The following is a 25,673-nucleotide window of genomic DNA, read 5'->3' on the forward strand; positions in this document are numbered from 1 at the left end:
TCGTTCAGGCGGGAGGTCCATGGGGCTGGGGCGTACGGAAGGTCTATGCTAACTCACGATGCCGATCTCCGCCTTTCTTCATCGCTTCAGGCCGCACCGGCGGACCCTGCTTCTGGCCCTGGCGCTTCTCCTCCTGGGAGACTTGCTCTGGACCCTGGGAAGGTTCCCGGCCATGCACCACCAGCAAATCTACCGGGCTGAGGAGCTTCCGCCGATGGGCGGCCCGGTGCTCGTGCTGGGCGCCGGCGTCTACGGCGATGGCGAGCCGACCGAGCTCCTCCAGGGCCGCCTCCGCACGGCCCTGAGCCTCTACCAAAGCGGGAAGGTCCGCTGGTTCCTGGTGTCCGGCGACAATCGCCACCCCTCCTACAACGAACCCCAGGCCATGCGACGCTGGCTGGTCAAGCAGGGCGTTCCCCCTACCCGCATCATCAGCGACTATGCCGGCTTCCGCACCTGGGACAGCCTCAAGCGCGCGCAGACCGTCTTCGGCCAGCAGAGGGTGGTCATCGTCACCTCGGACTTCCACCTGCCCCGGGCCCTCTACCTGGCCGATCACCTCGGACTGCAGGCATGGGGTGTCCCCGCCTCCACCGAGAGCCGCCCACCCGTGAATCGGATCCGCTACTGGGCCCGTGAGTACGTCGCCAGGCACCTGGCCCTCTGGGATGTCTGGTTTCCGCCGGATGCGCGGCTGGGCCCCCGGGAGCCGACCCCGGATGACTGGGACCCGGCCTCATGAATGAGGCCCGCGACCTGCTGATCCTCGCCGCGGGGAGGCTTCCCCAGGGCCGGTACGGCGGCAGCCTGGCGGGCCTGGGCGCCGTGTCCCTCGGACGCGCTGCCGTGGAGGGCCTCCTGGCCCGGACGGACCTGCCCCGACCCGGCAGCCTGATCTGGGGCATGGCGCGAAGCCACACCCAGGGCATGAATCCGGCCCGCACCCTGGCCCTGCAGGCGGGCCTGCCCTGCGACACCCCGGCGTTCACCGTGAACATGGCCTGCGGCTCCAGCCTCCAGGCCCTCATCCTCGCCGCACAACGCCTGATGGACGGCGCGGAGGCCCCGGTGCTCATCGGCGGCAGCGAAGCCATGTCGGATACGCCTCACCTGGTGCCTGGCCTGCGCTGGGGCTTCCGCATGGGTCACCGCCAGCTGCCGGACGTCATGCACCACGACGGCCTGCGCTGCCCGGTGACCGGGCTTCTCATGGGGGAGACCATCGAGCGGCTGGCCGCCAGGCGCGGCGTCTCTCGGATCGAAGCGGACACCTGGGCGGCCGGAAGTCATCGGCGGGCCTCCCGGGCGGACTTCCGGGCGGAGCTCCTGCCCCATCCGGCGCTGGATCACGACGAATGCGTGCGCCAGGAGGTCGCGGTGGAGGATCTGGGCCGCCTGGCCCCGGTGTTCGATCCCCACGGCCAGGTCACGGCGGGGAACGCCTCGGCCCTGTCGGATGGCGCGGCGGGGCTCCTCATCGGCCGACGTGAGCAGGCCGACGGCGCCGTTCCCCTGGCCCGGATCCTGGGGTGGAGCGAGGCCGGCGTGGACCCGCTGGACATGGGCGAGGCGCCCGTCCCTGCCGTGCGGCGCCTGCTGGCGGCCCAGAGGATGACCGTGGCGGACATCGACCTGTGGGAGCTGAACGAGGCCTTTTCGGCCCAGCTCCTGGTCTGCCAGCGGCAGCTGGGCCTGCCGGAGGACCGCCTCAACGTCGCCGGTGGCGGCGTGGCCCTGGGCCACCCCATCGGCGCTTCCGGAGCGCGCATCGTCGTGACCCTCGTCCATCAGCTTCGCCAGCGGGGAGGAGGCCTGGGGGTGGCCACGCTCGGCATCGGCGGGGGACTGGGCTTGGCGCTGCTCCTGGAGGTTCCCGCCTAGCCCCCGGCCACTTCCAGCATGGCCTTCAAGGCCCGGTAATCCGTCTTTCCCGTGCCCAGGGTGGGGATCTGGTCGATCTGCCGGACCACGCGAATGTTGTGCAGGGAGGAAAGTCCCGCGGCACGGATGGCTGCGTTGGCGTCATCCCGACCGATGCCCGCCACGGAGAAGAGGATCAGGTCGGGGTTGAGGTCCTCCGTGGTGGCCTCCACTGCCAGCAGGGGCTCGACCTCGTCCTCCCCCTGGAAACGTTTGGCCAGGACCTCCTCGATGGCCGGCAGGGAGACCATCTCGCCGCCCAGCTTCACGAACCGCTTGAGGCGCCCCGCGAACACCAGCACGCCCCGCTCCTGGCGCACCAGATCCCCGGTGCGATACCAGTCCCGGCCTTCGAAGGACTCGAAGGGTGATTCCACATCGGGGTTGAGGTAGCCCGAAAAGATGCTCGGTCCGCGCACCAGGAGCATGCCAGCCTGGCCAGGCTCCACTCGGCGCCTCGCCTCCAGGTCCACGATGGCCCACTCCACGGACACCAGCGGCTTCCCGATGGTCCCGGTCCGGGGATCCTCCTCCCGGTTCACGGACACCACCGGCGAGCACTCGGTGATGCCGTAGCCTTCCAGCACGGTGGTCCTCGGCCAGCGCCGGGCCAGGGTGGCGTAGACCTGATCCGGGCATTTCTCGGCGCCCGACACCACGATCCGAAGGGACTCCAGGTGCCGATCCTCAGCCGTGCGGAGGATCCCGCCAAGGAAGGTGGGCGTCCCCACCAGCAGCGTGGCGTGATAGGCCTCGATGAGGCGGGCCAGCATCCGGCCTTCGGTGGGATTGGGGTGGTAGACCACCCGCAGGCCCAGCAGCAGCGGCAGGATGGTGGTGGTGGTGAGACCGAAGGCGTGGAAGGGCGGAAGACACCCCAGCACCCGCTCGTCCTCGTGGAAATGGATGGCCTGGGTGATGTCCCGGATGTTGGCCAGGATGTTTCCGTGGCTCAGGGGAACGGCCTTGGGTTGGCTTTCACTGCCGCTGGTGAAGAGCAGGGCCGCCGTGGGAGGGGCTTTGGCCGGATCGAGGGGGAACCGGCCGAGGCGCGCACGGAGCGCGGCGGACACCTTGGTCCGCAGGGTGATGCCTTTCCCGACCTCGTCCAGCAGCAGCAGGCGGTCCCTCACGGCCGAGAGGTCCACGCCCTGGGCCTGGAGCCGATTCACCAGCGTGGACACGGTGACCACGTGCTTCACGCCCACGAGGTCCAGGCCGTAGGCCGTGCTGCGGGCCCCGGCGGTCCAGTTCACCAGCACCGGGGTCTTCCCGGCGAAGAGCAGGGCCAGGTACAGGATGCTGGCGCCTCCCGAGGCGGGCAGCATCAGGCCCACATGGGTACCCTCCAGACGCTCGAAGATGGGCTTCAGGACCAGCACCGCCGTGATGACATCTCGGTAGGTCTTCACGCCGCCGAGCTGGTCCGCCAGGACCACGCGGCCCGGATCCCGCCGCGCCTGCTTGAGGAAGACCTCGGGGATGGTGTCTCCTTCGGGCATCTCGATGGGCAGGTCCGTGCGCGAATGGAACCAGGCATGGGGCACCGCCTTGAGTTCCCCTTGGCGCAGGGAGACCGCCGCACCGGTGGCCGCCAATAGCAGATCGCCCACGGTCTGAAGCGAGGCCGGGTCACTGCAGGGATAGCCGAAGGCCTGCTCGAGCCAGATCTCCAGCTCGCGATGACCCAGGACATCCAGACCCAGGTCCTTCACGAGGTGATGGTGCTCCTGGATGTCCGGATGACCCGTCACGGCCTGCAAGTGGCGTCTCACCGCATCCCTGACCTGGGGCGGCACGCTGCGGGGATTGCCTTCCACCCGGGGCCGGGGCGGCTCGGGGAGGGTGCGGGGCGCATGATCCCGCCAGACCAGGTAGGGCACGAAGCTGCGCGGCGTGGCGCCTTCGTTCAGGTGGGACTCCAGCACGCGGTTGATGGCCTCGCGCCCGGCCTGCACTGGCAGGTCATGGAGTTCCTCGAAGGCCACCCGGACCTCTCGCCGCGGCATGAAGAACAGGCCATTGGCCAGCAGGTAGCCCAATCCCTTCAACAATTCAGGCCCGACGGAGGGACGCCTCCCCGACGCGGCGCTGAAGCGGCTGCCCCAGAGCCCATGCAGGCGCACCACCACCACCCGGACACCCGGGGACTGGCGGAGGATCTCCGCGACGGCGCTGTTGTCGGCGAGGTCCTGGGTCTTCTGCCGGGCCAGCCGGGCGCCTGGGAACATCAGGATGTTGCGCCCTGAGGCCAGGCGATCCGCCAGCGCCGCCAGTTCCCTGTCCAGGGCTTCCCGGGTGCGGTCCCCATGCTCCACGGGGTCTGGAAGGGGCCTGGCGCCCAGGGCCCGGGCCAGCCAGCGCATGGGCGCGGAGGCGGCATGGTCGCGGCCCATCACCAGGGTGGGCGCGAACCGCCTGTGCAGTTCCGACCCCAGGATGAAGGGATCCACCAGGCTCGGGTGGGAGGCCAGGAAGAGGATCCCCGGCTTGGCGCTCGAGGAAACGGCCTCAAGGCCCTCGGTGTGGATTCGGTAGCGCAGCCGCAACAGCGGCTGACCCAGGGCTCGGATCAGGGAATCGATCATCGTGGCGGAACCTAACGGCAGGATGTAGGCGGATCAAGGATTGTAGCGGGAATCCAGGAAGAGCCCCCCACGAGGCATCCTGGGGTTTTGCGGGGAGCCCTAAACCTGGCCCGGGGCTTCTGCGAAGATGGACCAGGGCCTTCGGAGGCCCCTCGAGGATCCCATGACCGACGCGCCCCTGATCCGGCTCACCGACATCACCAAGGTCTATCAGATGGGCGACATGGAAGTGCGGGCCCTGGACGGCGTGTCCATGGAGATCCGCCGGGGCGAATACGTGGCCATCATGGGCCCTTCCGGATCCGGCAAGTCCACCATGATGAACGTCATCGGCTGCCTGGACACACCCACCAGCGGCACCTACGAACTGAACGGCAAGCTGGCCTCGGCCATGACGGATGACGACCTGGCCCAGATCCGCAACGAGGAGATCGGCTTCGTCTTCCAGACCTTCAACCTGCTCGCCCGCACCACTTCCCTCCAGAATGTCGAGCTCCCCCTGATCTACGCGGGGAAGACACCCGCCGAGCGGCACCAGATGGCCATCAAGGCCCTGGAGAACGTCGGCCTGGGCACCCGCAGCGACCACATGCCCAACCAGCTCTCCGGCGGCCAGCGCCAACGCGTGGCCATCGCCCGGGCCCTGGTGAACGATCCCTCCATCCTGCTGGCGGACGAGCCCACCGGAGCCCTGGATTCCAAGACCAGCGTGGAGATCATGGCCCTGTTCGAGGACCTCTACCAGAAGGGCAACACCATCATCCTCGTCACCCACGAGGAGGACATCGCCCGCCACGCCCACCGCATCATCAAGCTGCGCGACGGCAAGGTCATCCACGACGAGCCGAACACGCCCATCAGCTCGGAGGAGCACCTGGCGCACCTGAATCTCTAGCCTACCTCCGGTAGACTGGAGGCATGCAGAAGCTCGTCCACGGCATCCACCAGTTCCAGACCCAGATCTTCAAGTCGCACAAGGACCTCTTCGAACGCCTGGGCAGGGATCAGGCGCCGGAGACCTTGTTCATCACCTGCTCGGACTCGCGCATCAGCCCGAACCTGATCACCCAGACCCAGCCGGGCGAGCTGTTCATCCTGCGCAACGTCGGGAACCTGGTGCCCCCCTACGAAAGCCTGGGCAGCACGGCCGCCGGCATCGAGTTCGCGGTCGCCGTCCTCCAGGTCAAGGACATCATCGTCTGCGGCCACTCCAACTGCGGCGCCATGAAGGCTCTGCTGGAGCCCGAGCAGCTGGGGCAGCTCCCCGCCACCCGATCCTGGTTGGCCCATGCCCGCAAGACCGAGCAGATCATGTGGGAGAGCTACGGGCACCTCCAGGGCCACGAGCTGCTGCATGCCACCGTCGAGGAGAATGCGCTCGTGCAGCTGGAGAACCTCCGCAGCCACCCGGCCGTGGCCAAAGCCGTGGCCAATGGCCTGCTGCACTTGCATGCCTGGGTCTACAAGATCGAGACCGGCGAGGTGTTCGCGTTCGATCCGGACCGGGGCCAGTACACCTCGGTCACGGGCACGGCGGGCCTGGCGCCGCTGGACACAGAGCACCGGGCCACGGACCTGTCGATCTAGCCGACCGCGCTGGGGATCAGATCTCCAGGCGGTCCAGGCGGTCGGGCCGGTCCCGCCAGCCCTCGTCCACCTTCACGAACAGCTCCAGCCGCACCGGGCGCTGGAGGAGCTTCCTCAGCTCGCGCTGGGCGCTCTGGCGGATGTCCTTGATCATGTCGCCCTGGCTGCCCAGCAGGATCTTGCGGTGGCCGTCGCGGTCCACCAGGATGCGCGCGGCGATGAAGACGCCCTCAGGTCCCAGATCCTCTGGATAGTCCGCGTGGCCGGGCTCGACCCACTGCTCGATGAGCACCGCCACACCGTGGGGGACCTCCTCGCGGGTCTTGCGGAGGACCTTCTCGCGGATGAACTCCGCGGCCAGGGAGCGCTCGGTCTGATCCGTGAAGGTCTCCTCGTCGTGCAGCCAGCCCGGCTGGGCGGCATCCCGCTCCAGCAGGGTCCACAGGGGATCCAGGTTCAGGCCCATCTTCGCGCCGATGGGCACGATCTCCTTGAAGGGGAGCAGGTCCTTGTAGGTGGCCACCTTCTCCAGGAGGCGCCCCTTGGAGAGCAGGTCGATCTTGTTCAGCAGCAGGTAGGTCGGCCGCCCCATCTTCCTCAGGCGCTTGGCCAGGGCGTGCTCACCAGTGCCCAGATAGTCGTCCGCGTCCACCACCCACAGCAGCAGGTCGGCCGCTTCCAGCGCCTGCTCCACATGGGCCATCATGCGCTCGTTGAGGGCGTGCTTGGGCAGGTGGATGCCCGGCGTGTCCAGGAAGGCCAGCTGCACGTCGCCGCGGTTCACCACGCCCAGCACCCGGGTGCGGGTGGTCTGGGGAATCTGGCTGGTGGCGGCGAGCTTCTGGCCCAGCAGGGCGTTCAGCAGGGTGGACTTGCCCGCGTTCGGCAGGCCGATGATGGCGATGGTCGCGTGACGCCGCTGCGGATCCGCGCCGGGCTGGTCAGCCACGATGCACGCCCCGCTTGGCTTCCCGGATGAATTGCAGCAGGTAGGCCACCTCGGCCACGTGCCCCACTTCCTTCTCGGTCTGGGCCATGGCCTCCTCGCGGAGCAGCCCGGCATGGAAGAGCAGGCGGTGGGCCTTCTTCAGGGCCTCGACGACCTCCACGGGGAAGCCCTTCCGCTGGAGACCGATGGTGTTCACACCGTAGCTCTTGGTGTCGCGGGCGCCGGCGGTCTTCATGAAGGGCAGCACGTCCTGGGTGGCCACGGTGAACCCGCCCATGAAGGCATGGTGGCCCACGCGGCAGAACTGGTGGACGGCGGAGAAGGCGCCGATGTTGCAGCCGTCCCCCACCTCCACGTGGCCGGCCAGCGTGGCGCAGTTGGCGAAGATGTTCTTGTTCCCGACGTGGCAGTCGTGGGCCACGTGGGAACCCGTCATCAGGAAGTTGTCATCGCCCAGGGTGGTCAGCCCGCCGCCGCCCTCGGTGCCGCGATGGAGGGTGCAGCCCTCCCGGATCACATTGCGGTTCCCCACCTTCAGGCGGGTGGGGGCGCCCTTGAACTTGAGGTCCTGGGGCCCCATGCCCAGGGTGGCGTGGGGGTAGATGTCGTTGTCTTCGCCGATCTCGGTATGGGGGCCGATGACGACGTGGCTGCGCAGCAGGGTGCGGGCGCCGATGACGGCGTTGCCCTCGATGACGCAGAACGGGCCCACGACCACGCCCTCGCCCAGCCGGGCCTCCGGGCTCACCACGCTGCTCGGATGGATCTGCGTGCTCATCGTCCTTCTCCCTCGGCCAGGTCCATCAGCATGGACATGAATTCGGCTTCCGCGACCTTTTGGCCATCCACGAAGGCCTCGCCGCGCATCTTGCAGATCCGGCCCTTGAGCTGGACCACCTTGACTTCCATCACCAGCTGGTCGCCGGGCAGCACCGGCTTCCGGAACTTCGCCCCGTCGATGCCCATGAAGTAGATCACCTTGCGGGCCCGGTCCTCGATGTCCTGCAGGAGCAGGCAGCCGCCGGTCTGGGCCATGGCCTCGAGGATGTAGACGCCGGGGAACACGGGGCGGCTCGGGAAGTGGCCCTGGAAGACCTGCTCGCTGAAGCTGATGTTCTTGAGCCCCCGGATCCACTGCCCGGGCTCGAAATCGAGGATGCGATCCACCAGGAGGATCGGATACCGGTGGGGCAGCAGGTCCAGGATTCCTTGCAGGTCGATCGTTCGGGGTTCGCGTTCCGACATGGGCACTCCAATCCTATAGGTTACCGGCTCCGCCCCCCGGCCTCCAGCCTCAGGATCGTCGGGCCGTGCGCTCGTAGATCCGGGCTTCGATGAACAGGTCCAGCAAACCTCGGTCCAGGGCCCCTGCCCGGGCCTCGTCCTCCAGGATGGCCAGGCTCCGCTCCACGGGCACCGCGCTCTTGTAGGGCCGATCCTGGGCCGTGAGGGCGTCGTAGACATCCGCGATGGCCATGGCCCGGCTCTGGATGGGAATATCCGGTTCCGTGAGCTTGCGGGGGTAGCCCCGGCCCGTCAGCCGCTCGTGATGGGCGTAGGCGATGTCCGGGATGCCGGCCAGATCGCGGGTCCAGGGAATCTGCTCCAGGAACCGGAAGGTATGGGTCACGTGGCTTTCGATCTCGAGGCGCTCCGTCTCGGAGAGACTGCCCTTGCGGATGCGCAGGCTGGCCAGGTCAGCGGCTTCCACCAGGGTCCTGCGCTCGCCGCTCCAGTGGGTGAAGGTGAGGTCATCCAGGAGCCCCAGCCCCTCCGCCACTTCCTGGGCCATCACCGTGGGTTCGTTGCTCTGGCGGACCAGGTGGATGAGCCGCTCCGATTCCTCCCGGCGATCCCGGATGGCGCTTTCCCAAAGGTCGATGCCTTCCCCGCCCTTCCAGGCCTGGGCCAGGGCCTCGAGGGCCTGCTCCAGTTCCCGCTGGCGCAGGCGCTGGAGGATGATCTCCAGCTGGCCGGGATCGAGCTTCTTGGCCTTCACCAGCACCTGCTCGCGGACGCCCACCTTGCCGAAGTCGTGCAGCAGGCTGGCGTAACGCAGCTCCCGCAACTGGCGGTCGCTGAAGGAGAGGCCTCCGTAGGCTCCGCTGGGCGTCGCGTTCACGGCCTCCGCGAGGCCGACGGTGAGCTCGGCGACACGCCCGGAGTGGCCGCTGGTGACCGGGTCCCGGGCCTCGATGGCCGTCACGGAAGCGGCCACGAAGCCCTCGAAGAGCCGCTCAATCTCTTCCCGGAGCTGGGCGTTCTTCACGGCCACCGCCGCCTGGCCGGCGAGGCTCTGGGCCAGCCGCTGGTCCGAGGCGGAGAAGGCGATCGCGCGCCCATCCTCATCCAGTCGGTTGAGGAGCTGCAGAACCCCGAGGATCTCGCCTTCCGTGTCCAGCATGGGCACCACGAGCATCGAGGTGGTGCGGTACCCCGCCAGGCGGTCGAAGCTGTCGTTGAACCGGTAGGGAGCCTCGACCGGGAGGTCGTAGACATCCGGCAGGTTCAGGCATTCCTTGCAGAGGGCGACGAAGCCCGCCAGGTTCTCCCGCGAGATGGGCAGGGCCTCACGGTGGAAGGGGAACCTTACGCGGGCGTTCTGGGTGTGGGCGAAGAGCAGCTCGGGACGGTCCTGCTCGCCGGCGAGCAGGTAGATCGACCCCGCTTCGGCGTTCAGCAGTTCCCGCGCCTTGGTGAGGATCAGATCGAGCAGCCTGTCCAGGTTCTGCTCCGAGGCCAGGGCGCGGCCCACCTCATGGAGCCGTTCCATGTCGCGGCGGTCCTGCAGCCGGGCCCAGGCGGCCCGGACCAGGGCCTCGGCGGCCTCCAGGCCCGGCCAGACCTCGCAATCAGCGAAGGTGCCGTCGCCGGGCACCCCCAGCACCACGTCGGCCCGCCCTCCCTCCACGAAGGCCAGGGCCTCCCGCAACTCCCCGGCCACGCGGTCCAGGAGGATGCTACGGTGCTCTGGGGGGACGGCGACAGTGAAGCGCAAGGCGGATGCAGGCTCCAGGAAGGCGAAGACGAAAGTCCCGTCAGCATATCGGAATTCCCCCGCCCCCACCGCGACCTGGCAGGGATCCGTGGACCGCTTGGCCTGGGGCGGCCGGGGCGTGGCCCACGAAGCTGATGGCCGACTGCTGCTGCTGGAGGCGCCGTTGGCCCTCTTCCCCGGCGAGCAGGTGGAGGCCAACGTCATCTGGAAGGCCCGCCACGGCGAAGGGCGCATCACCCGCTGGCTCAGCCGGGACCCCCGCCGGGCCCCCGCGGAATGCCCTGTGGCCGGAACCTGCGGCGGCTGCGAGCTGTGGGAGGCCGGCCGCCACGCGCCCGAGCTGAAGCGCCAGATGGTGGCCGACCTTCTCCGTCGCCAGCTGGGCGAAGAGGTGCGTTGGGACTGGCGCCCCGCCCCGGAGGAGGCCCGCCGTCACCGCATCCAGCTCCACTGGGACGGCTCCGCCCTGGGCTACTTCCGCCGACACAGCCATGCGCTGGTGCCCGTCTCCGCCTGTCCCGCCGCCGCGGAGCCCCTGTCCCAGGCCATCCCGCGCCTGCTGGAAGCCCTGGAGGCACGCATCCTCACCTCCCGCCCAGGCCGCTGGGAGCTGTCCACCGGCACACCCGCGAGCGAGGTGCTCGCCACGGATGAGCGGGGCCGCACCTGGCGCCTGGAGCCCGATGGGTGGCACCGCAGTGAGGAACCCCTCGCACAGCGCCTCGGCGGCATCACGCTCCGGCATGAGCCTGGCGCCTTCTTCCAGGTGAGCCCACCCTGGGCCGCCGAGGCCTTTCGCAGCCTGCTCGAAGGCTGGAACGTGCGGGGCCGCACCCTCTACGACCTCTATGGCGGCGTGGGCCTTTTCTCCGCACTGCTCGGCAAGCGCTTCGACCACCGTGTGCTGGTCGAGTCCGGCGAGGCGGCCGTGGCCTGGGCCCGCCGCAACCTGGCGGCCCTGGGCCTGCCCTCGGAATGCCAGGTGGGCGATGTGGCCGCCTGGGTGCCCGAGGGACTGGGGCAATCCGCTGACGTGATCCTGCTGGATCCGCCCAGGGCGGGACTGGAACCGACCCTCACGGAGCGCCTCTGCGCCGCCGGAGCCGGAAAGCTCGTGCTGGTGGGCTGCGACGGCGCGGCCTTCTGCCGGGACCTGAAGCGCCTGGTGCCCGCGTGGAACCTCGAGCAGCTGGCCGTACTGGACCTCTTCCCCCTCACCAGCCACGTGGAATGCGTGGCCCTGATGGCCAAGCGGCCGTGAGCGCCCCCACGAGCGCCCTCGGCCGTCACCTGCTCGTGGAATACACGGGCTGCGACACCGCCATCCTCGCGGACCTGGAGCGGATCACCGCCGCCATGCTGGACGCCGCCCGGGCCTCCGGCGCCACCATCGTCACCCACAGCTTCCACCACTTCAGCCCTCATGGCGTCAGCGGGGCCGTGATCATCGCCGAGAGCCACCTGGCCATCCACACCTGGCCCGAGCACCACTTCGCCGCCGTGGACTTCTTCAGCTGCGGACCCGTGGACATGGACCGAGGTCTGGCAGTCCTCCACACCGCCTTCAAGGCCGCCGGAGAAACCCGGATGACGCTGGAGCGCGGGCCCCTGCGGGCGATCCATCCCTGATCGCCCCTTCGAGCCGCAAGAGCCGCTCCTTCATCCGAAGGCCGCCGGCATAGCCCGTGAGGGTACCGTCGGCGCCGATGACGCGATGGCAGGGCACGAGGATGGAGATGGGGTTGGCGCCGTTGGCGCGGCCCACCGCCCGGCTCAGGTTCGCACCGCCCAGGGATGCCGCCAGCTGGCCGTAGCTGCGGGTCTCCCCGAAGGGGATGCGCTGGAGCTCGGCCCAGACGCGCTGCTCGAATGGGCTTCCGTGGAGGCGGAGGGGCAGCTCGAAGGTGGTTCTCCGGCCGGCGGCGTAGGCCTCCAGCTGGTCGCGGAGGCGGGCCGCGGCGCGGGGATCCGGCGATGCCACTGGACCCAACCGGGCGACTTTCGCCAGCAGGGCTTCACGGAATTCATGACCTGCAAAACCCAGGTAGATGACGGCGCCCCTGGCGTCGAAGGCGACCTGGACGGGACCGAGAGAGGTCTCGAGGCGGTGGATTCCCGTCATGCAGGCACCCCCTTCAGGCTGGCCCAGAGGTGGAAGGTGGCGAGGCTGCGATGGGGCGCGAAGGGCGCCATGAGGCTCTTGGTTTCGGAGGGCCCCGGGCGCTCCTCGAGCTGGAACCAGCGCTGGAGGGCCAGGGTGAGCGCCGAATCCCCCACGGGCACGCAGTCCCGGAAACCCAGGCCGCGCATCAGCACGTACTGGGCCGTCCAGGGGCCGCAGCCCCGCAGGGCCAGCAGCGATGTCTCGGCCCGAGTCGCGGTCAGCAGGCTCTCCAGTTCCAAGTCGCCCCTCGCCACCAGGGCCGCGGCGTTCAGGACGTATTCGGCCTTGCGCTGCGAGAAGCGCCGGGCCGTCAGGTCCGCGGGATCCAGGGCCGCGATGGAGGCTGCGTCCGGATGCGCGATGAGGTCGCCGACGGGGGTTCCCGCCAGGCGGATCAGGTCGCGGCGGAGGGCGTAGGCGAAGGCCAGGTTCACCTGCTGGCCCAGGATGGCCCAGACCAGCGCCTCGAAGGGATCCAGAGTCAGGGGCACCCGCAGGCCCTCGCGGCCTCGGGCCAGGCGGGGATGCGCTTCTTCGAAGGAGGTGGCATCCCCGTGCCAGCCCAGCAGCCGCAGAGCCGCCCGGTGAGCTTCCGCCATGGCCTCGGGGCCACCAGCGCCCGCCAGGGACACCACCACATCTCTGGAACCGAACGCCAGGCTCAGCACCCCCGGCCGGCCGGCGAAGTGGGCGGCCTTGCGAAGGGTGTCGCCCTGCACCTGCTCGGACACGCTCTCGAGGTCCCGGCCATGGAACCGGAGCAGATCTCCGAGCCGGGTGCGCTCGGGCAGCGGCAGCATGAAGCGGTCGGAGCCCAGCAGGTCCCGATAGGCTCCGGGCGCCAGGCCCGTCTGGCGCCGGAAGGCTTCGTGGAAGCCGGAGGGGCTCTCGAAGCCCACGGCGGCCCCGAGGCCCAGCAGGGGCGTGGCGCCCTCCCGCAGCCGGGCGCAGGCGGCTCGGATGCGGGCGCCCTGGAGGAAAGCGGCGGGCTGGGTGTGGGCGTGCTCGCGGAAGAGGGTCTTCAGCTTCGTGAGCCCCACGCCGGCCGCTTCCGCCAGGGCCTCGGCCTTGGCGAAAGCGGCCGGGTCTGCCCAGGCGCGGGCCATGACCTCCTCCAGCCGGGCCAGGTCCGCGTCCTCACCCCGGTAGAAGGCGTCGGGCCGGCACCGCTTGCAGGGCCTCAGTCCGGCCGCCTGGGCGCCGGCCTCATCCAGGAAGAACCGCACGTTGCGGGCCAGGGGCTTCCGCGCCGGACAGGAAGGCAGGCAGTAGATCCCCGTGGTGAGGACGCCCGTGAGCACTCGCCCGTTGAAGGAGGCATCCTTCGCCAGGATCCGTTCGTAGAGGTGCTCGTCCGACCAGCGCATGGCTCCATGCTAGGAGCCCGCTCCAGGGAAGTCCTCCGATGGGCGGCGCCGGAATTTTTTCGGCGTCAATCCCAGGTCAGCGGCAGCCGTGGCTGGGGTGGGGCCTTGGGCAGCACGCCCTCGAGGCGGAGCAGGAACTCCTTCATGTCCAGGCCCCCGGCATAGCCCACCAGGGATCCGTCGGAACCGATGACGCGGTGGCAGGGGATGAGGATGGAGATGGGGTTGGCGCCGCTGGCGCGGGCTGCCGCGCGGATGCATTTCTCGTCCCCCAGGCGCCGGGCCAGCTCCAGATACGAGATCGCCTGCCCATAGGGGATCTTCTGCAGCTCCTTCCAGACCCGCGCCTGGAAGTCGGTGCCTTCCGCATGCATGGGAATGTTGAAATTCCGGAGATTCCCCGAGAAGTAGGCCTCCAGCTGGCGCTTCAGGAAGGGGAGGCTCTTCGGTACAGGGCCGGTGGGAACCGGGGGAGGCTGGCCGTGCAGCCGGACCAGGTGGGAGAGGCGCCCTTCCTCGTCGAAGGCCGCGCCCAGGTCCCCGAGGGGGGTGGGCAGCAGATGTAAGGGCCCGTTCATAGGCACCAGCATGCCAGAATCACGGTTTTTTGTTGCATTGGATCAGGGATTTCGCCATCCCAGACCCGATTCCAGTTCCCGCAGGGCCCTTGGGATGGGCCCCTCGCCGGGCAGGACCACCCGGTGGCAGGGAACGAGCAGAGCGATGGGATTCGCCGCGCAGGTCATGACGATGAGGTCTTCGTCCACCCCGAGCCAGGCGGCGAGGTCGGCGGGACGGCGGAATTGACCGTAGGGGATCGTCCTCACCGTGTCCCAGATGCGCAATTGCATGGGCGAACCCTGGGGATCCACGGGCACCGTGAACGTCCGGAGGGTTCCCGTCAGGTAGGCGTCCAGCTGGCGGTCGAGGTATCGCTTGGCCTCCCGCTGCTCCTTGGGCGGCAGCGGGCTGGTCTTGCGGGGATCGAGGCCCTCCACGGCCAGCTCGCGCAGACGCCCGCGCCCATCGAAGGCCGCACGCATCGGCCCCAGCAGGGTGTTCAGCTCGTAGTGCCAGAGGACCATCAGGGAATCATCGCAGGGTCGTTAGACTGTTTCCATGGCCACTGAACCATTTCGCCTGTCCATCATCGACTATCTGAACGCCGCTCCCCTGAACCACGGATTCAAGCATGGCCTCGGCTGGGAGCATTTCCACCTCAAGTTCCACTACCCCTCGGCCTGCGCCGACCGCCTGCGCTCCGGCGAGGTGGATGCCGGCATCGTCAGCTCCATCGAGTACTTGCGGATCCCGGACCTCCTGATCGTGCCGGGCCTCTGCATCGCCTCGCCGAAGCGGGTGCGCAGCGTGGTGATCCTTTCCAAGGTGCCGCCGGAGCAGATCCGGACCCTCGCCCTGGACACCTCCAGCCGCACCAGCGTGGTGCTGGGTCAGCTCATCCTCCGGGAGCGCTACGGCGTGAGCCCCGAGATCACGGACATGGGACCGGACCTGCCCGCCATGCTCGAAGCCCACGACGCCGCCATCATGATCGGCGATTCGGCCATGCGGGCCCCCCGGCAGGGGCTCTTCGTGCTGGATCTGGCCGAGGAATGGCACGCCTGGACGGGCCTGCCCTTCGTCTTCGCCCTGTGGCTGGTCCGGAAGAACGCCCCGCAACTGCCCGTGCCCGGCGGCGTGGCCTCCTTCTTCCACAAGAGCTACGAGATCGGCATGGCCCAGCTTCCGGCCATCATCGAGGAGGCCCGGCGCACCATCGGCTGGACCAAGATCGAGCTGCACGAGTACTTGACGGAGAACATCAGCTACACCCTGGGCGAGGCAGAACGCGAAAGCCTCGCCCTCTTCTTCGAGAAGGCCGTACGGCACGGCTTCGCGCCTGAAGAAAAGCCGCTGCGGTTCCTCTGAGCACGCCCGCCACCGACACCCCCCACCAGGACACCCCATGACCGACCTCGCTTCCCTCTTCCACGCCCACATCGCCGAGCGCCAGCGGACCGCCGCCGAGGCCCTGGCCGAAACGGGCTTCGACGCTCTGGTGATCTCCAGCGGCCAGGTCTACACGCACTTCGCGGACGACCAGGACGCCCCCTTCCATCCGACGCCTCACTTCGCCCACTGGTGCCCCATGGCGGGCCCCCATCACCTCCTCGTCGTCCGGCCCGGCCAACGTCCCCGCCTCATCCGGTACGCCCCCGAGGACTTCTGGTACGAGCAACTGCCTCTGGGGAGCCCGTTCTGGGCCTCGGAATTCGACATCGAGGAGGTGGGAACGGTCGAGGAGGCCTGGAAACGCCTGGGATCGCCCGAACAGGCCGCCTACATCGGCAACGAGACGGAGCGGGCCGAGGCCGCCAATCTGGAGCTGAATCCGGCGGGCCTCACCGCCCGCCTGGATTGGAACCGCACGAACAAGTCCGCCTATGAGGTGCAGTGCATCGAGGAGGCGACGGTGCTGGCCTCCCGGGGCCACCTGGCCGCCCGGGCCGCCTTCCTGGCCGGCGCCAGTGAGCTGGAGATCCACTACGCCTACATCCAGGCCGTCGGCATCGTCGATCACGAGATGCCCTACGGCAGCATCGTGGCCCTCAACGAGAAAGGCGCCATCCTCCACTACGAGCACAAGCGCGCCAACGTCAGGAACGGCGATGTCCTCCTCATCGATGCGGGCGCCCAGATCCGCGGCTACGCCGCCGACATCACCCGCACCGTGGCCGCCCCCCACTGCGACAGCCGCTTTGCCGACCTGGTGGCCGGCATGGTGAAGCTCGAACTCGGCCTCTGCGACGCCGTGAAGCCCGGCATGCCCTACGGGGATTTCCACCACCTGGGCCACCTGGCCATCGCGGCCCTCCTGAAGGAACACGGCATCCTCAAGGCCGATCCCGAGGAGGCGGTGGAACTGGGCCTGAGCCGCCCCTTCTTCCCCCACGGCCTGGGCCACCACCTGGGCATCCAGGTGCATGACGTGGCCGGCCGCCAGGGCGCTCCCGACGGCACCCTGGCACCTCCGCCGCCCCAGCACCCCACCCTGCGCACCACCCGCACCATCGAGGCGGGCCAGGTGTTCACCGTGGAGCCCGGCCTCTACTTCATCCCCATGCTGCTGCGCCCCTTCCGCGAGAACGAGCACAAGGCGAGGTTCGACTGGAAGCTCATCGACGAGCTCACGCCCTGCGGCGGGATCCGCATCGAGGACAACCTGCTGGTGACCTCCTCCGGGCACCGGAACCTCACCCGGCCGCATCTGCCCAACTAGCCCGCGGATCTGCCTGGATCCGGCAACCTCACCTTTTGCTTCAGTCCCATCTTGTGAGCCGGTGCGTCTTCGGGTCTGATGGGAGGGACATCCTTTTGATCTACCTCCCAATCAGGCCCCCGGCCGCCCTCCAGGAGTGACCCTGTGTCCGCCCAGCCCTTCGATTCCGCCCGCGACCACCGCATCACGCGTGACGAGGCCGCGAGCCTGGTCCGGAACCACCAGGTCCGCGCCGAGGCCGGCGCCCACCGCGCCTCGGCCTTCAACCGCAGCGCCTTCGAGCAGCTCCTGGCCCAGCCCGGCGCAGCCGGTATCCGCATCTACCACGCCCGGCACGCAGACGGCTCGCCGACGATGGTGATGGTGGCGGTGGACGCCGCCGGGAAGGACCTGGACAGCGCCCAGGCGGTCTACATCCAGAACAGCCACGATTGCCCGCCCTATTGCACCGGAACCAGCCTCTAGGAGGACTTTTGAGGAACCTGGTGTCCCGGTGATCAAGCCCATCTATAGGTGGATCCTCCTCTACGTCTTCGATCCGTTCATCCTGGCGCCGATCCTCGCTTTCGTCTGGAGCCGGATCCGGGGAGGGTTTTCCCGCCCTCACTGGATGGGAAGGTTCGTCGCGGTCCAGGTCGTCGATCTGGTTCAAGGGGTCATTTTCATTGCCCTGGCCCTTTCCCACCGGAACAACCAGTGGTTCCGACATTTGTCACAGCCCGTGGTCTTCGCGGGAACGCTCTGGGTGCTCGTCAGGACCTCGCACCCGTCACCACGACGGGTGGGGCTCTACTGGGCCTGTGCTGGAATCGGCCTGCTGGCCGCCGTGGCCGGGGTGTTCGTGAACGGCCTGTTCCTGCGGAATGCGCTGTTCACCACCACCCAGTGCCTGATCTTCATCGTTCTGGGCATTTACGAACTGCGCGGGCTCGCCCTGCGGGACGATGACGAGGACCTCGCGGCCAAGCCCGAGTTCTGGCTGAACAGCGCGATCCTGATCTACGGCTCCACCACCTTGATCTTCAATGCCATTTCGAACCACTTCCTGCGTGTCCTGCCGCCCCACCTGCTCCCCCTTCCCTGGCTCGTGCATGGTCTGGTGATCGTCTTCTACGAAATCGCCCTCGCCAAGGTGTTCTTATGCAGGAAGTCCATCTCTTCCTGATCTTCGTGCTCGCCACGTTCGTCGTGGTGGTGCTGGCATGGCTCGCGCTCTTCAGCGTGGTGTCGGCGAAGTCGCGCGTCATCCGCGAGCAGCGCAAGGCCCTGGAGGCGGAGCAGCGCCTCCGCCTGGCCCAGGAAGCCTTCATGGACAACGCGCACCACGAGCTCCGCACGCCCGTGCAGGTGCTGGCCGGCCACCTGCAGATGGCCCGGGACCTCAGCACCAGCGAAGAACAGGTTGCGATCCTGGACCGCGCCCAGGAAACGGCCACCCGCCTGGGCCATCTGGTGCAGGGCCTCCTCGACTTCGCCAGCCTCGCCCAGGGAACCCTCACGCTGAGGCCCGGCCCGACGGACCTGGGGTCCCATCTGGCGCAGCTCGGGAAGAAGTTCGAATGCCAGGCCCGGGCCAAGGGCCTGGAGGCGAAGATCGCCATGGATCCGCTCCCCGCCCCCCTGGCCTGCGACGCGGCCCGCCTCTCCCAGGCCCTGGAGGCCCTGCTGGACAACGCGGTGGGCTTCACCGAGCGCGGTTCGGTGTCCTTCCGCATGATCGCCCGACCCGAGGGCGGCGCCTGGCGCCTGCGCCTCGAGATCGAGGATCAGGGCCCCGGCCTGCCGCCGGACTGGGAGCGGCTTCTGAGGCCCTTCGAACAGGAGGAACGCAGCCTCCGCCGGCGGCGCGGCGGGCTCGGAATCGGGCTGCCCCTGGCCGCCGGGATCGTCCACCTGATGGGGGGTCGGATGGGCCTGATCCCGCTCACCGCGGGAACCCTGGCCTGGGTGGAGATCCGGTTGGAGGAAGCAGAGGGCTGACGAAGCCTCGTTTTCCGATATACATGGAGGATCCCCCGGAGCCTCCATGCCCGTCCGCGCCCTCCTGGCCTGCCTGATTCTCGTCCCTGCCCTGTCGGGACAGGGTTCGGGGCAGCTCACCCTCGAATCCGTGGCGCATCCCACGAAGCGGGTGGCCTATGCAGGTCGGCCCGCCACGCGCCTGGACTGGCTGCCGGACGGCGCCCTGGTGGAAACCCGCCGGGAGGGCGACCAGGTGGCCCTCTACCGGATCGATCCCGCCACCTGGGAACGGAAGCCCCTGCTGGAGTCCCCCCGCCTCCAAGCGGCCCTCGTGACGGCAGGGGCCGGAGAGGCCGCCGCCAAGGAGGCCCTCGGACGCGGCGCCTTCACCTGGAAGGAGGACCACAGCGCCTTCCTTCTGACTGTGGCGGAGCACCTCTTCCTGGTGGATGTGAAGGCGGCCACGGCCAATCGGCTCGCGGGTGGAAATCCCGAAGAAGCGTCCTTCAGCCCCGACGGCCGGCAGGTTGCCTATCTCAAGGGCAACGATCTCTACCGGGTGGAGGTGGCCACGGCCCGGGAGACCCGCCTCACCACCGGCGGTGGGGAGACTGTGTTCAATGGGCGCCTGGACTGGGTGTACCAGGAGGAGGTCTATGGCCGGGGCAGCTTCCGCGCCTTCTGGTGGGCCCCGGACTCGAAGCGCCTGGCCTACCTCAGCCTCGACGAGACCAACGTGCCGGTCTACACCCTGATGGATGACCGCTTCCAGCCCCAGAAGGCGCTGAAGGCCCGCTACCCCAAGGCTGGGGACCCCAACCCTACCGCCCGCCTGGGCGTGGTGGACCTCACGGGGGCCACCACCTGGATGGACGAACCCTATCCCGGCCAGGAGACCCTCATCGTCCAGGTGGGCTGGGACCCGGCCGGCCACCTGCTGGCCACCCACCAGGACCGGATCCAGAGCTGGCTGGACCTGCGCCGCTACGAAGGCGCGACCTCCCGCCTTCTCATCCACGAGAACGGCCGCGCCTGGCAGGAGCGCCTGCCCCTGCCCCACTTCCTCTCCGACGGGGGCTTCCTGTGGGAGTCCGGACGCACGGGGCGCCACCGCGTCTACCGCTACGGCAAGGACGGCCAGCTCATCGGCGCCGTCACGGCCGGGGACTGGGATGTCCGGCAGGTGCACGGCGTGGACGCCAGGACTGGGCAGCTCTATTTCGACGGGACTGAACGCAGCCCCATCGCCCTGGATGCCTACCGTGTGGGGCTTGATGGGAAGGGCCTCGTGAGGCTGACGGACCGGCCCGGCACCCACCGGGTGAAGCTCAATGCCGCGTTCACCGCCTTCCTCGACATTTGGAGCGACATCCACACCCCGCCCCAGCAGGCACTCCACGACAGCCAGGGCAAGCTGGTCCGCCTCATTGACGCCAACCCCGCCGGAGCCTGGAAGGCCCTGAAGCTTGGCAGGGTGAGCTTCCAGCAGGTGAAGACCCGCGACGGCTTCCCCATGGAAACGATGCTGGTCCTGCCCGTGGACTTCGACCCCGCGAAGAAGTACCCCGTGTTCCAGACGCTCTACGGCGGCCCGATGGCCCCCGAAGTCCGGAACCTCTGGCGCCGGGACATGCCCTGGTTCCAGTTCCTGGCCCAGCAGGGCATCGCCACCTGGGTCTGCGACAACCGCAGCGCCTCGGGGAAGGGCCTGGCCAGCGCCCATGGCATCTACCGCAACCTGGGGGCCCAGGAGCTCCAGGACCAGCTCGACGGCCTGGCCTGGCTGAAGGCCCAGGGCTGGGCGGACATGGACCGGATCTGCCTGGACGGCTGGAGTTACGGCGGCTTCATGACCACCTACGGACTCACCCACAGCAAGGCCTGGAAGCTGGGCATCGCCGGAGCGCCGGTCACGGACTGGCACCTCTACGACAGCATCTACACTGAGCGCTACATGGGTCTGCCCTCGGCCAACCCGGCCGGCTACGAGTCCAGCTCCGTGCTCAAGGCCGCGGCCAACCTGTCCGGCAGGCTCCTGCTGCTCCACGGCACCCTGGACGACAACGTCCATCCCCAGAACACCGTCATGCTCATCGACGCCCTTCAGAAGGCCGGACTTCCTACGCAGATCGTGCTGCTGCCCGGCTCCGACCACAGCCCGCGCGCACCTCAGCACAACTGGGCGCGGTTCCAGACCATGTGGGAGTTCCTGTCGAAGTACCTATAGAGTGCCTAACAAAACCCCCACGGGGTCGCGCGAGGGCCGCCGGGCGAGCGAGGCGTGGAACGCGAGTCAAAGCGTAGCGGGTACTACGCGCGACGAGCGTGACGCGGCATCGCGACGCCCGCCGGCCCTCGCCCAGAGGGAGAAAGCCAGGTGGGCGCCCCGCGGCGTCACGGCCCTTGAACGATGTCCCGCATCGCCCTGCGGGCCCTTCCCTCTCGGTATCGCCTTCGGCGATACACGAGACGAACTGATATCTGCGGAGCATCCCACCTGGCTTTCTCGCGGCCCCGTCGGGGTTGTGTTAGGCACTCTTAGATCAGGCTTCCCGTGTGGCGGGCAGCATGCGGTCGTACACCCAGAGCAGCACGGCCGTGAGCACGCCCACGCCGATGATCGTCCAGAGCATGCCCGCCGGCTTATGCGTCACCTCACCAAAGTGGTGCATCAGCTTCCCGCCGAACCAGCCCCCGATGAGGGATCCAAGGCCGATGGGGAGGAAGGCGAAGCCCATGTAGGTCCCCTGCTGGCCCGGAGGGGCGAGGCGCGAGATGTATTCGTAGTAGCGCGGCGACTGCACGATCTCCCCCAGCGCGACGCAGACGAGCGTGATGATCACGCCCGTCACGGTCGGCCTGAAGATCAGCACGATCCAGGCGAGGGACGACATCAGGGTGCCGATCGTGACCGCCTTCACCGAGGCGATCTTCTGGGTAGCCAGGTTGATCAGGACTGTCAGGGAGATCACGACCAGCGGGCCGGTCATCAGCAGCAGCTCCGTGTCCGCCTTCGGATCGATGTATTTGGCGACATACAGTGGCAACGTGATGAACTCCTGCCAGTACACCACCCAGTACCCCGTGAAGATCAGCAGGAACAGCATGAACTTCGGGTTCGAAAGGACGGTGAGGAAGTTCCTGCCCGTCTCCGCCAATGAGGGGGGCGGCACATCGCCGTCTTTGCGAGGTTCCTTGAACAGCAGCAACACCGCGAAGAACATCAGGAACACGCTGATGGCCGCCACGCGGAATACGTTCTCCACGCTCATGTGCCGGTGGACGTACGACGCGACAAAGGGACCGGCGGCGCCGCCGATGTTAACCAGCGTGTAATAGATCGAATAACCGATAGAGCGGACATTCTCCTTCGAGGCGCGTGCGGTGGTTCCCACCACGGCCGGCTTCACCAGCGCGATGCCGAGGGCCGGCAGCATCAGCAGGAACGCCACGAGCGCGCCGAGCGGCACCAGGCCGCGCACCGGAGCCATCCAGGAGGAGCCGAGCGATCCCAGAAGGAAATAGGAGCAGCTGAGAATCAGATAGGCGAGGGAGAGCGCGCGACGGAAGCCGAGGCGATCGGCGACCGCGCCTCCGAAAGCCGCCAGGAACCAGACCAGCCCCCCAAACAATCCGGCAAGGCTGCTGGCGTCCTGGGTCGGAAACCCCAGGGATTCGTTCAGGTACCGGGCCAGGGAGGCGAAGGCCGCGTAGTAGGAGAGCCGCTCGAACAGCTCGCTGACGTTCGCGACCCAGAAGGGCCGCTCGAATCCGTCGCGGATTTCACGCAAGCGTCGAGCTGGGCTCAAGGGACCTCCTGGGGAGTGATGGTGACCTTCGATCTTCCCGGGGAACCGGAGGCAGGGTCAACCCATGCCCTCCAGGAGCCTGCCTGGGGAACACCCGGAAGGCCGCAGTTCTCCCGCCACAGGCCCCGGTGGCCTGCCGTGTCCCTACTTACCGGCTTTCGCGAACTCCACCACGGCCTTGAGCATGTCACCCACGGACATGATGCCCACCAGCTGCCCCTTGGCATCCACCACGCACAGGCCGTAGAGCTTGTGGTCGAGGATGGCCTGGGCGGCCGTGGCCAGGTCCGTATCCGGCGTCACCGTGATCGGATGCAGGTTCATGACCTCCTTCACGGCGGTCTTGGAAAGCAGGTAGTGCACTTCCCAGGTGTCCAGGGAGGTCGCCTTCCCGGGGGTGTAGTCCTTGATCATGCGCTCGGTGATCAGGCCGACGAACTTGCCACTGGCCATGACGGGGAGCCGCCGGATGCCCTTCTCCTTCATGAGATGGATGGCCTCGATGATGGAGGCGTCCTCCTCGATGGTGATGGGGTTCTTGGTCATCCACTTTTCGACCGTGTTCATGACGGTTCTCCTCACATGCCCAGGAAGGCTTTCTTGATGTGTTCGTTGGCGAGCAGTTCCTCTCCGCGGCCCGTCATGACCACGCGGCCCGTCTCCATGACGTAGGCGCGGTGCGCGATGCGAAGGGACTGGTAGACGTTCTGCTCCACGAGAAGGATGGTAACGCCCTGCTTGTTGATGCCGGTGATGATGTCGAAGATGTTCTTCACCAGCAGGGGCGACAGGCCCAGCGAGGGCTCATCCAGGAGAAGCACCTTGGGGTTGGCCATGAGCCCCCGGGCGATGGCCAGCATCTGCTGCTCGCCGCCGGACATGGTCCCGCCCAGCTGCTGCTCCCGCTCCTTGAGGCGCGGAAACAGCTCGAAGACCCAGTCGATGTTCTTCTGGCGATCCGCCCGGGTGGCCTTGACGTAGGACCCCATGCGGAGGTTCTCCATCACGGTCATCTCCGGGAAGATCCGGCGCCCCTCGGGCACCTGGACGAGCCCGGCCTCGACCACATGATGCGGGAGCATCCTGCCGAGGTCCTTGCCCTCGAAGGTGATGCTCCCGGAGGCGGGCTTGACGAGGCGCGAGATGTTCTTGAGGGTGGTGGACTTCCCGGCGCCGTTGGCGCCGACCACCGTGACGATCTCGCCTTCGTGCACTTCCAGGTCCACGTCCCACAGGACTTTCAGATCGCCATAGGCGAAATTCAGCTTCTCGACCTTAAGCATGGCTCTCACCCAGATAGGCATCGATCACGTCCTGATTGCTCACCACCTCCTGGGGGGTGCCTTCGGTCAGCTTCTCGCCGGAGGTGAGGACGACGATCCGGTCAGAAATGCGCATGATGGCCTTCATGTCGTGCTCGATCACCATCTGCGTCAGGCCTTGCGCCTTGATGTCCAGGATGAGCTGGATGATCTCCTCGCTCTCGGCGGGGTTGAGGCCACCCATGACCTCGTCCAGCAGCAGGAGCTTCGGCTGCGTGGCCAGGGCCCGGGCCACCTCGAGCTTCTTCCGCTCACCGATGGGCAGGCCCCCGGCCAGGAAGTCCGCCCGGTGCTCCATGCGGACCACCTTGAGCTGCTCCATGGCCATGTCCCGGGCGGTCTTCAGCGAGATGGTTCGGGCCAGGGCGCCCACCATGACATTGTCCACCACCGACAGCTTGGCCAGGGGGCGGACCTTCTGCCACGTCCGGACCATGCCGAGCTTGCAGACCTTGTCCGGCTGGAGCCCATTCATGCGCCGGCCATCGAAGAGGATCTCGCCCTTGGAAGGAGGGTAGTAGCCGGTGATGCAGTTGAAGAGGGTGGTCTTGCCTGCGCCATTGGGCCCGATGAGGCCCATGATCATGCCCTGCTCCATGGAGAAGGACACATCGGAATTGGCCGCCAGGCCTCCGAAGAACTTGCTGACGTTCTTGATCTCCAGGATGGGCATCAGGCCGCCTCCCGCTTCCGGCGCGAAGCCAGTTTCTTGACGAAGCCCATCAGGCCGTCCGGCATGAAGAGGATCACCAGCACCACGAGGATGCCGTAGATGAGGACGTGGGCGTGGGCGAGGTTCTCCTTGAGGAAGAGCCCCACCTTCGAATCCGCGCTCACGAGGCCGATCTTCACGAGCCCCTCGGTGATCATGTTGCTGCGGAGGGCCTCGGAGAGGGGCACGAGCAGCAGGGATCCGAGCACCGGGCCCCAGATGGTGCCCATGCCGCCGATGATGCAGATCAGCATGATCTGGACGGAAACATCCAGCCCGAGCACCGTGGGGGGATCGACGAATCCGACGTAGATGCCATAGAAGCTCCCGGCCAGCGACGTCAGCACCGCCGAGATGACCAGCCCGATGTTCTTGTAGACCGAGATGTGGATGCCCAGGGAGTGGGCCGCGTCCTGGTCCTCCCGAATGGCCTGGAAGTAGTAGCCCAGCTTGGAGTGCTGAACCCAGTAGGTGATCGCGAGGGTCAGCAGGGCCAGGAAGAGGCCGATGTAGTAGAAAGGCACCTTCGTGAGGAAGTCCGTCACCACCCGCTCGCCGATCTTGAAGGCGGGGATCTCGGTGACCAGGATGCCCTCGGCGCCATTGGTGAGCGTGGTGAGGTTGATGGCGGACAGCCGCATGATCTCGGCCACCGCGATGGAGGCCAGCACGAAGTAGGGGCCGCGCAGCCTGAAGCAGATGCTGCCGATCACGAGCGCCACGACGATCACTGCCGCGACACCGGCCCAGACCCCCACCCAGGGCACCACCTGCCTGGAATACATGAGCATCATGGTGGTGTAGGCGCCCACGCCGAAATAGGCCGCGTGGCCGACGGAATACTGGCCCGCGTAGCCCCCGAGGATGTTCCAGCTCTGGCCCTGGGACACGCTGAGGAACAGCAGGATCATCATGTGCAGCGCGTACGGGCTCTCCACGAAACGCGGAACGACCAGGAGGCCCGCTAGTACGATGAGGCCGATCGCGGCCTTGAGCATGCTCTTGTTCATGTCGT

The 25,673-nt window shown here is 67.9% G+C and carries 26 protein-coding genes; 12 read left to right on the forward strand and 14 right to left on the reverse strand.

What is annotated here, in order from left to right; genetic code table 11:
- The first annotated feature begins 58 nt into the window (after window positions 1-58).
- Window positions 59-742: an ElyC/SanA/YdcF family protein gene (locus tag ML539_RS06715; protein WP_243321898.1), complete on the forward strand. Its 684-nt coding sequence runs from the start codon at window positions 59-61 to the stop codon at window positions 740-742.
- On the forward strand, window positions 739-1,881 hold the full coding sequence (locus ML539_RS06720) for a thiolase family protein (protein WP_243321899.1): 1,143 nt from the start codon (window positions 739-741) through the stop codon (window positions 1,879-1,881). The genes ML539_RS06715 and ML539_RS06720 overlap by 4 nt, the downstream gene beginning before the upstream one ends.
- Here ML539_RS06720 and ML539_RS06725 read toward each other — a convergent pair.
- Window positions 1,878-4,508: an AMP-binding protein gene (locus tag ML539_RS06725; RefSeq protein WP_243321900.1), complete on the reverse strand. Its 2,631-nt coding sequence runs from the start codon at window positions 4,506-4,508 to the stop codon at window positions 1,878-1,880. The genes ML539_RS06720 and ML539_RS06725 overlap by 4 nt on opposite strands.
- Window positions 4,509-4,671: 163 nt before the next feature.
- Between ML539_RS06725 and ML539_RS06730 the strand changes: the two genes are divergently transcribed.
- Both ML539_RS06730 and ML539_RS06735 read left to right on the forward strand, forming a co-directional pair.
- Entirely contained in the window at window positions 4,672-5,403 is a 732-nt protein-coding gene (locus tag ML539_RS06730; RefSeq protein WP_243321901.1) for an ABC transporter ATP-binding protein, read from the forward strand.
- Between the two features lie 23 nt (window positions 5,404-5,426).
- On the forward strand, window positions 5,427-6,095 hold the full coding sequence (locus ML539_RS06735) for a carbonic anhydrase (protein ID WP_243321902.1): 669 nt from the start codon (window positions 5,427-5,429) through the stop codon (window positions 6,093-6,095).
- A 16-nt stretch (window positions 6,096-6,111) separates the two neighbouring features.
- Here ML539_RS06735 and era read toward each other — a convergent pair whose 3' ends face one another.
- Genes era through ML539_RS06755 form a run of 4 tightly spaced genes read right to left on the reverse strand, consistent with a single transcriptional unit; the run spans window position 6,112 to window position 10,042 of the window.
- On the reverse strand, window positions 6,112-7,044 hold the full coding sequence (gene era, locus ML539_RS06740) for a GTPase Era (RefSeq protein ID WP_243321903.1): 933 nt from the start codon (window positions 7,042-7,044) through the stop codon (window positions 6,112-6,114).
- Window positions 7,037-7,822, reverse strand: a complete 786-nt coding sequence (lpxA, locus tag ML539_RS06745) for an acyl-ACP--UDP-N-acetylglucosamine O-acyltransferase (RefSeq protein ID WP_243314885.1) — start codon at window positions 7,820-7,822, stop codon at window positions 7,037-7,039. The genes era and lpxA overlap by 8 nt, the downstream gene beginning before the upstream one ends.
- Window positions 7,819-8,289 carry a 3-hydroxyacyl-ACP dehydratase FabZ gene (gene fabZ, locus ML539_RS06750; protein WP_243288180.1) on the reverse strand — a complete coding sequence of 157 codons (471 nt, stop codon included), beginning with the start codon at window positions 8,287-8,289 and terminating at the stop codon, window positions 7,819-7,821. The genes lpxA and fabZ overlap by 4 nt, the downstream gene beginning before the upstream one ends.
- A gap of 49 nt (window positions 8,290-8,338) precedes the next feature.
- On the reverse strand, window positions 8,339-10,042 hold the full coding sequence (locus ML539_RS06755) for an HD family phosphohydrolase (protein WP_243321905.1): 1,704 nt from the start codon (window positions 10,040-10,042) through the stop codon (window positions 8,339-8,341).
- An 88-nt stretch (window positions 10,043-10,130) separates the two neighbouring features.
- Here ML539_RS06755 and ML539_RS06760 point away from each other — a divergent pair, with 88 nt between their 5' ends.
- Window positions 10,131-11,303: a hypothetical protein gene (locus tag ML539_RS06760; RefSeq protein WP_243321907.1), complete on the forward strand. Its 1,173-nt coding sequence runs from the start codon at window positions 10,131-10,133 to the stop codon at window positions 11,301-11,303.
- Window positions 11,300-11,671 (forward strand): adenosylmethionine decarboxylase, encoded by a 372-nt coding sequence (gene speD, locus ML539_RS06765; protein ID WP_243321909.1) that lies wholly within the window; start codon window positions 11,300-11,302, stop codon window positions 11,669-11,671. Before ML539_RS06760 ends, speD begins: the two co-directional genes overlap by 4 nt.
- Here speD and ML539_RS06770 read toward each other — a convergent pair.
- From ML539_RS06770 to ML539_RS06785, 4 genes are all read right to left on the reverse strand, one after another.
- Window positions 11,607-12,164, reverse strand: a complete 558-nt coding sequence (locus tag ML539_RS06770) for a methylated-DNA--[protein]-cysteine S-methyltransferase (RefSeq protein WP_243321911.1) — start codon at window positions 12,162-12,164, stop codon at window positions 11,607-11,609. The genes speD and ML539_RS06770 overlap by 65 nt on opposite strands.
- Entirely contained in the window at window positions 12,161-13,573 is a 1,413-nt protein-coding gene (locus tag ML539_RS06775; RefSeq protein ID WP_243321913.1) for an Ada metal-binding domain-containing protein, read from the reverse strand. Before ML539_RS06775 ends, ML539_RS06770 begins: the two co-directional genes overlap by 4 nt.
- Before the next feature lie 65 nt (window positions 13,574-13,638).
- Window positions 13,639-14,151, reverse strand: a complete 513-nt coding sequence (locus tag ML539_RS06780; protein WP_243321915.1) for a methylated-DNA--[protein]-cysteine S-methyltransferase — start codon at window positions 14,149-14,151, stop codon at window positions 13,639-13,641.
- A 42-nt stretch (window positions 14,152-14,193) separates the two neighbouring features.
- On the reverse strand, window positions 14,194-14,658 hold the full coding sequence (locus ML539_RS06785; protein WP_243321917.1) for an MGMT family protein: 465 nt from the start codon (window positions 14,656-14,658) through the stop codon (window positions 14,194-14,196).
- A 34-nt stretch (window positions 14,659-14,692) separates the two neighbouring features.
- Between ML539_RS06785 and ML539_RS06790 the strand changes: the two genes are divergently transcribed.
- From ML539_RS06790 to ML539_RS06815, 6 genes are all read left to right on the forward strand, one after another.
- A complete protein-coding gene (locus ML539_RS06790; protein WP_243288172.1) occupies window positions 14,693-15,502 on the forward strand; it encodes a menaquinone biosynthesis protein in 810 nt (269 codons plus the stop codon).
- 37 nt (window positions 15,503-15,539) lie between these two features.
- Window positions 15,540-16,853: a Xaa-Pro dipeptidase gene (gene pepQ / locus ML539_RS06795; protein WP_243321919.1), complete on the forward strand. Its 1,314-nt coding sequence runs from the start codon at window positions 15,540-15,542 to the stop codon at window positions 16,851-16,853.
- Window positions 16,854-16,997: 144 nt separating this feature from the next.
- On the forward strand, window positions 16,998-17,318 hold the full coding sequence (locus tag ML539_RS06800; protein WP_243321921.1) for a hypothetical protein: 321 nt from the start codon (window positions 16,998-17,000) through the stop codon (window positions 17,316-17,318).
- A 28-nt stretch (window positions 17,319-17,346) separates the two neighbouring features.
- Complete coding sequence (locus ML539_RS06805) at window positions 17,347-18,018, forward strand: hypothetical protein (RefSeq protein ID WP_243321923.1); 672 nt, start codon at window positions 17,347-17,349, stop codon at window positions 18,016-18,018.
- Complete coding sequence (locus tag ML539_RS06810; RefSeq protein ID WP_243321925.1) at window positions 17,994-18,833, forward strand: HAMP domain-containing sensor histidine kinase; 840 nt, start codon at window positions 17,994-17,996, stop codon at window positions 18,831-18,833. The genes ML539_RS06805 and ML539_RS06810 overlap by 25 nt, the downstream gene beginning before the upstream one ends.
- Window positions 18,834-18,879: 46 nt before the next feature.
- Window positions 18,880-21,042: a S9 family peptidase gene (locus tag ML539_RS06815; RefSeq protein WP_243321927.1), complete on the forward strand. Its 2,163-nt coding sequence runs from the start codon at window positions 18,880-18,882 to the stop codon at window positions 21,040-21,042.
- A gap of 316 nt (window positions 21,043-21,358) precedes the next feature.
- On the opposite strand, the gene ML539_RS06820 is transcribed toward ML539_RS06815, so the two are convergent.
- From ML539_RS06820 to ML539_RS06840, 5 genes are all read right to left on the reverse strand, one after another.
- Entirely contained in the window at window positions 21,359-22,624 is a 1,266-nt protein-coding gene (locus ML539_RS06820; RefSeq protein WP_243321928.1) for an MFS transporter, read from the reverse strand.
- Between the two features lie 144 nt (window positions 22,625-22,768).
- Window positions 22,769-23,191, reverse strand: coding sequence for a CBS domain-containing protein (locus ML539_RS06825; RefSeq protein WP_243321929.1), 423 nt, complete (start codon window positions 23,189-23,191; stop codon window positions 22,769-22,771).
- Between the two features lie 11 nt (window positions 23,192-23,202).
- Window positions 23,203-23,907 carry an ABC transporter ATP-binding protein gene (locus tag ML539_RS06830; RefSeq protein WP_243321930.1) on the reverse strand — a complete coding sequence of 235 codons (705 nt, stop codon included), beginning with the start codon at window positions 23,905-23,907 and terminating at the stop codon, window positions 23,203-23,205.
- Window positions 23,900-24,619, reverse strand: a complete 720-nt coding sequence (locus ML539_RS06835; protein WP_243321931.1) for an ABC transporter ATP-binding protein — start codon at window positions 24,617-24,619, stop codon at window positions 23,900-23,902. The genes ML539_RS06830 and ML539_RS06835 overlap by 8 nt, the downstream gene beginning before the upstream one ends.
- Window positions 24,619-25,668 (reverse strand): branched-chain amino acid ABC transporter permease, encoded by a 1,050-nt coding sequence (locus ML539_RS06840; RefSeq protein WP_243321932.1) that lies wholly within the window; start codon window positions 25,666-25,668, stop codon window positions 24,619-24,621. The genes ML539_RS06835 and ML539_RS06840 overlap by 1 nt, the downstream gene beginning before the upstream one ends.
- Window positions 25,669-25,673: the final 5 nt, after the last annotated feature.

The sequence above is a fragment of the Geothrix sp. SG200 genome, assembly GCF_022808935.1.
In the GTDB taxonomy this organism is placed as follows: domain Bacteria; phylum Acidobacteriota; class Holophagae; order Holophagales; family Holophagaceae; genus Geothrix; species Geothrix alkalitolerans.

Bases quoted from the DNA above. Each gene is read 5' to 3' on its own strand.
- ML539_RS06715 (WP_243321898.1), top strand. From the start codon at position 59: ATGCCGATCTCCGCCTTTCTTCATCGCTTCAGGCCGCACCGGCGGACC.
- ML539_RS06720 (WP_243321899.1), top strand. From the start codon at position 739: ATGAATGAGGCCCGCGACCTGCTGATCCTCGCCGCGGGGAGGCTTCCC.
- ML539_RS06725 (WP_243321900.1), bottom strand. From the start codon at position 4,508: ATGATCGATTCCCTGATCCGAGCCCTGGGTCAGCCGCTGTTGCGGCTG.
- ML539_RS06730 (WP_243321901.1), top strand. From the start codon at position 4,672: ATGACCGACGCGCCCCTGATCCGGCTCACCGACATCACCAAGGTCTAT.
- ML539_RS06735 (WP_243321902.1), top strand. From the start codon at position 5,427: ATGCAGAAGCTCGTCCACGGCATCCACCAGTTCCAGACCCAGATCTTC.
- lpxA (WP_243314885.1), bottom strand. From the start codon at position 7,822: ATGAGCACGCAGATCCATCCGAGCAGCGTGGTGAGCCCGGAGGCCCGG.
- fabZ (WP_243288180.1), bottom strand. From the start codon at position 8,289: ATGTCGGAACGCGAACCCCGAACGATCGACCTGCAAGGAATCCTGGAC.
- ML539_RS06770 (WP_243321911.1), bottom strand. From the start codon at position 12,164: ATGACGGGAATCCACCGCCTCGAGACCTCTCTCGGTCCCGTCCAGGTC.
- ML539_RS06775 (WP_243321913.1), bottom strand. From the start codon at position 13,573: ATGCGCTGGTCGGACGAGCACCTCTACGAACGGATCCTGGCGAAGGAT.
- ML539_RS06780 (WP_243321915.1), bottom strand. From the start codon at position 14,151: ATGAACGGGCCCTTACATCTGCTGCCCACCCCCCTCGGGGACCTGGGC.
- ML539_RS06785 (WP_243321917.1), bottom strand. From the start codon at position 14,658: ATGGTCCTCTGGCACTACGAGCTGAACACCCTGCTGGGGCCGATGCGT.
- ML539_RS06790 (WP_243288172.1), top strand. From the start codon at position 14,693: ATGGCCACTGAACCATTTCGCCTGTCCATCATCGACTATCTGAACGCC.
- pepQ (WP_243321919.1), top strand. From the start codon at position 15,540: ATGACCGACCTCGCTTCCCTCTTCCACGCCCACATCGCCGAGCGCCAG.
- ML539_RS06810 (WP_243321925.1), top strand. From the start codon at position 17,994: ATGCAGGAAGTCCATCTCTTCCTGATCTTCGTGCTCGCCACGTTCGTC.
- ML539_RS06815 (WP_243321927.1), top strand. From the start codon at position 18,880: ATGCCCGTCCGCGCCCTCCTGGCCTGCCTGATTCTCGTCCCTGCCCTG.
- ML539_RS06825 (WP_243321929.1), bottom strand. From the start codon at position 23,191: ATGAACACGGTCGAAAAGTGGATGACCAAGAACCCCATCACCATCGAG.
- ML539_RS06830 (WP_243321930.1), bottom strand. From the start codon at position 23,907: ATGCTTAAGGTCGAGAAGCTGAATTTCGCCTATGGCGATCTGAAAGTC.
- ML539_RS06835 (WP_243321931.1), bottom strand. From the start codon at position 24,619: ATGCCCATCCTGGAGATCAAGAACGTCAGCAAGTTCTTCGGAGGCCTG.
- ML539_RS06840 (WP_243321932.1), bottom strand. From the start codon at position 25,668: ATGAACAAGAGCATGCTCAAGGCCGCGATCGGCCTCATCGTACTAGCG.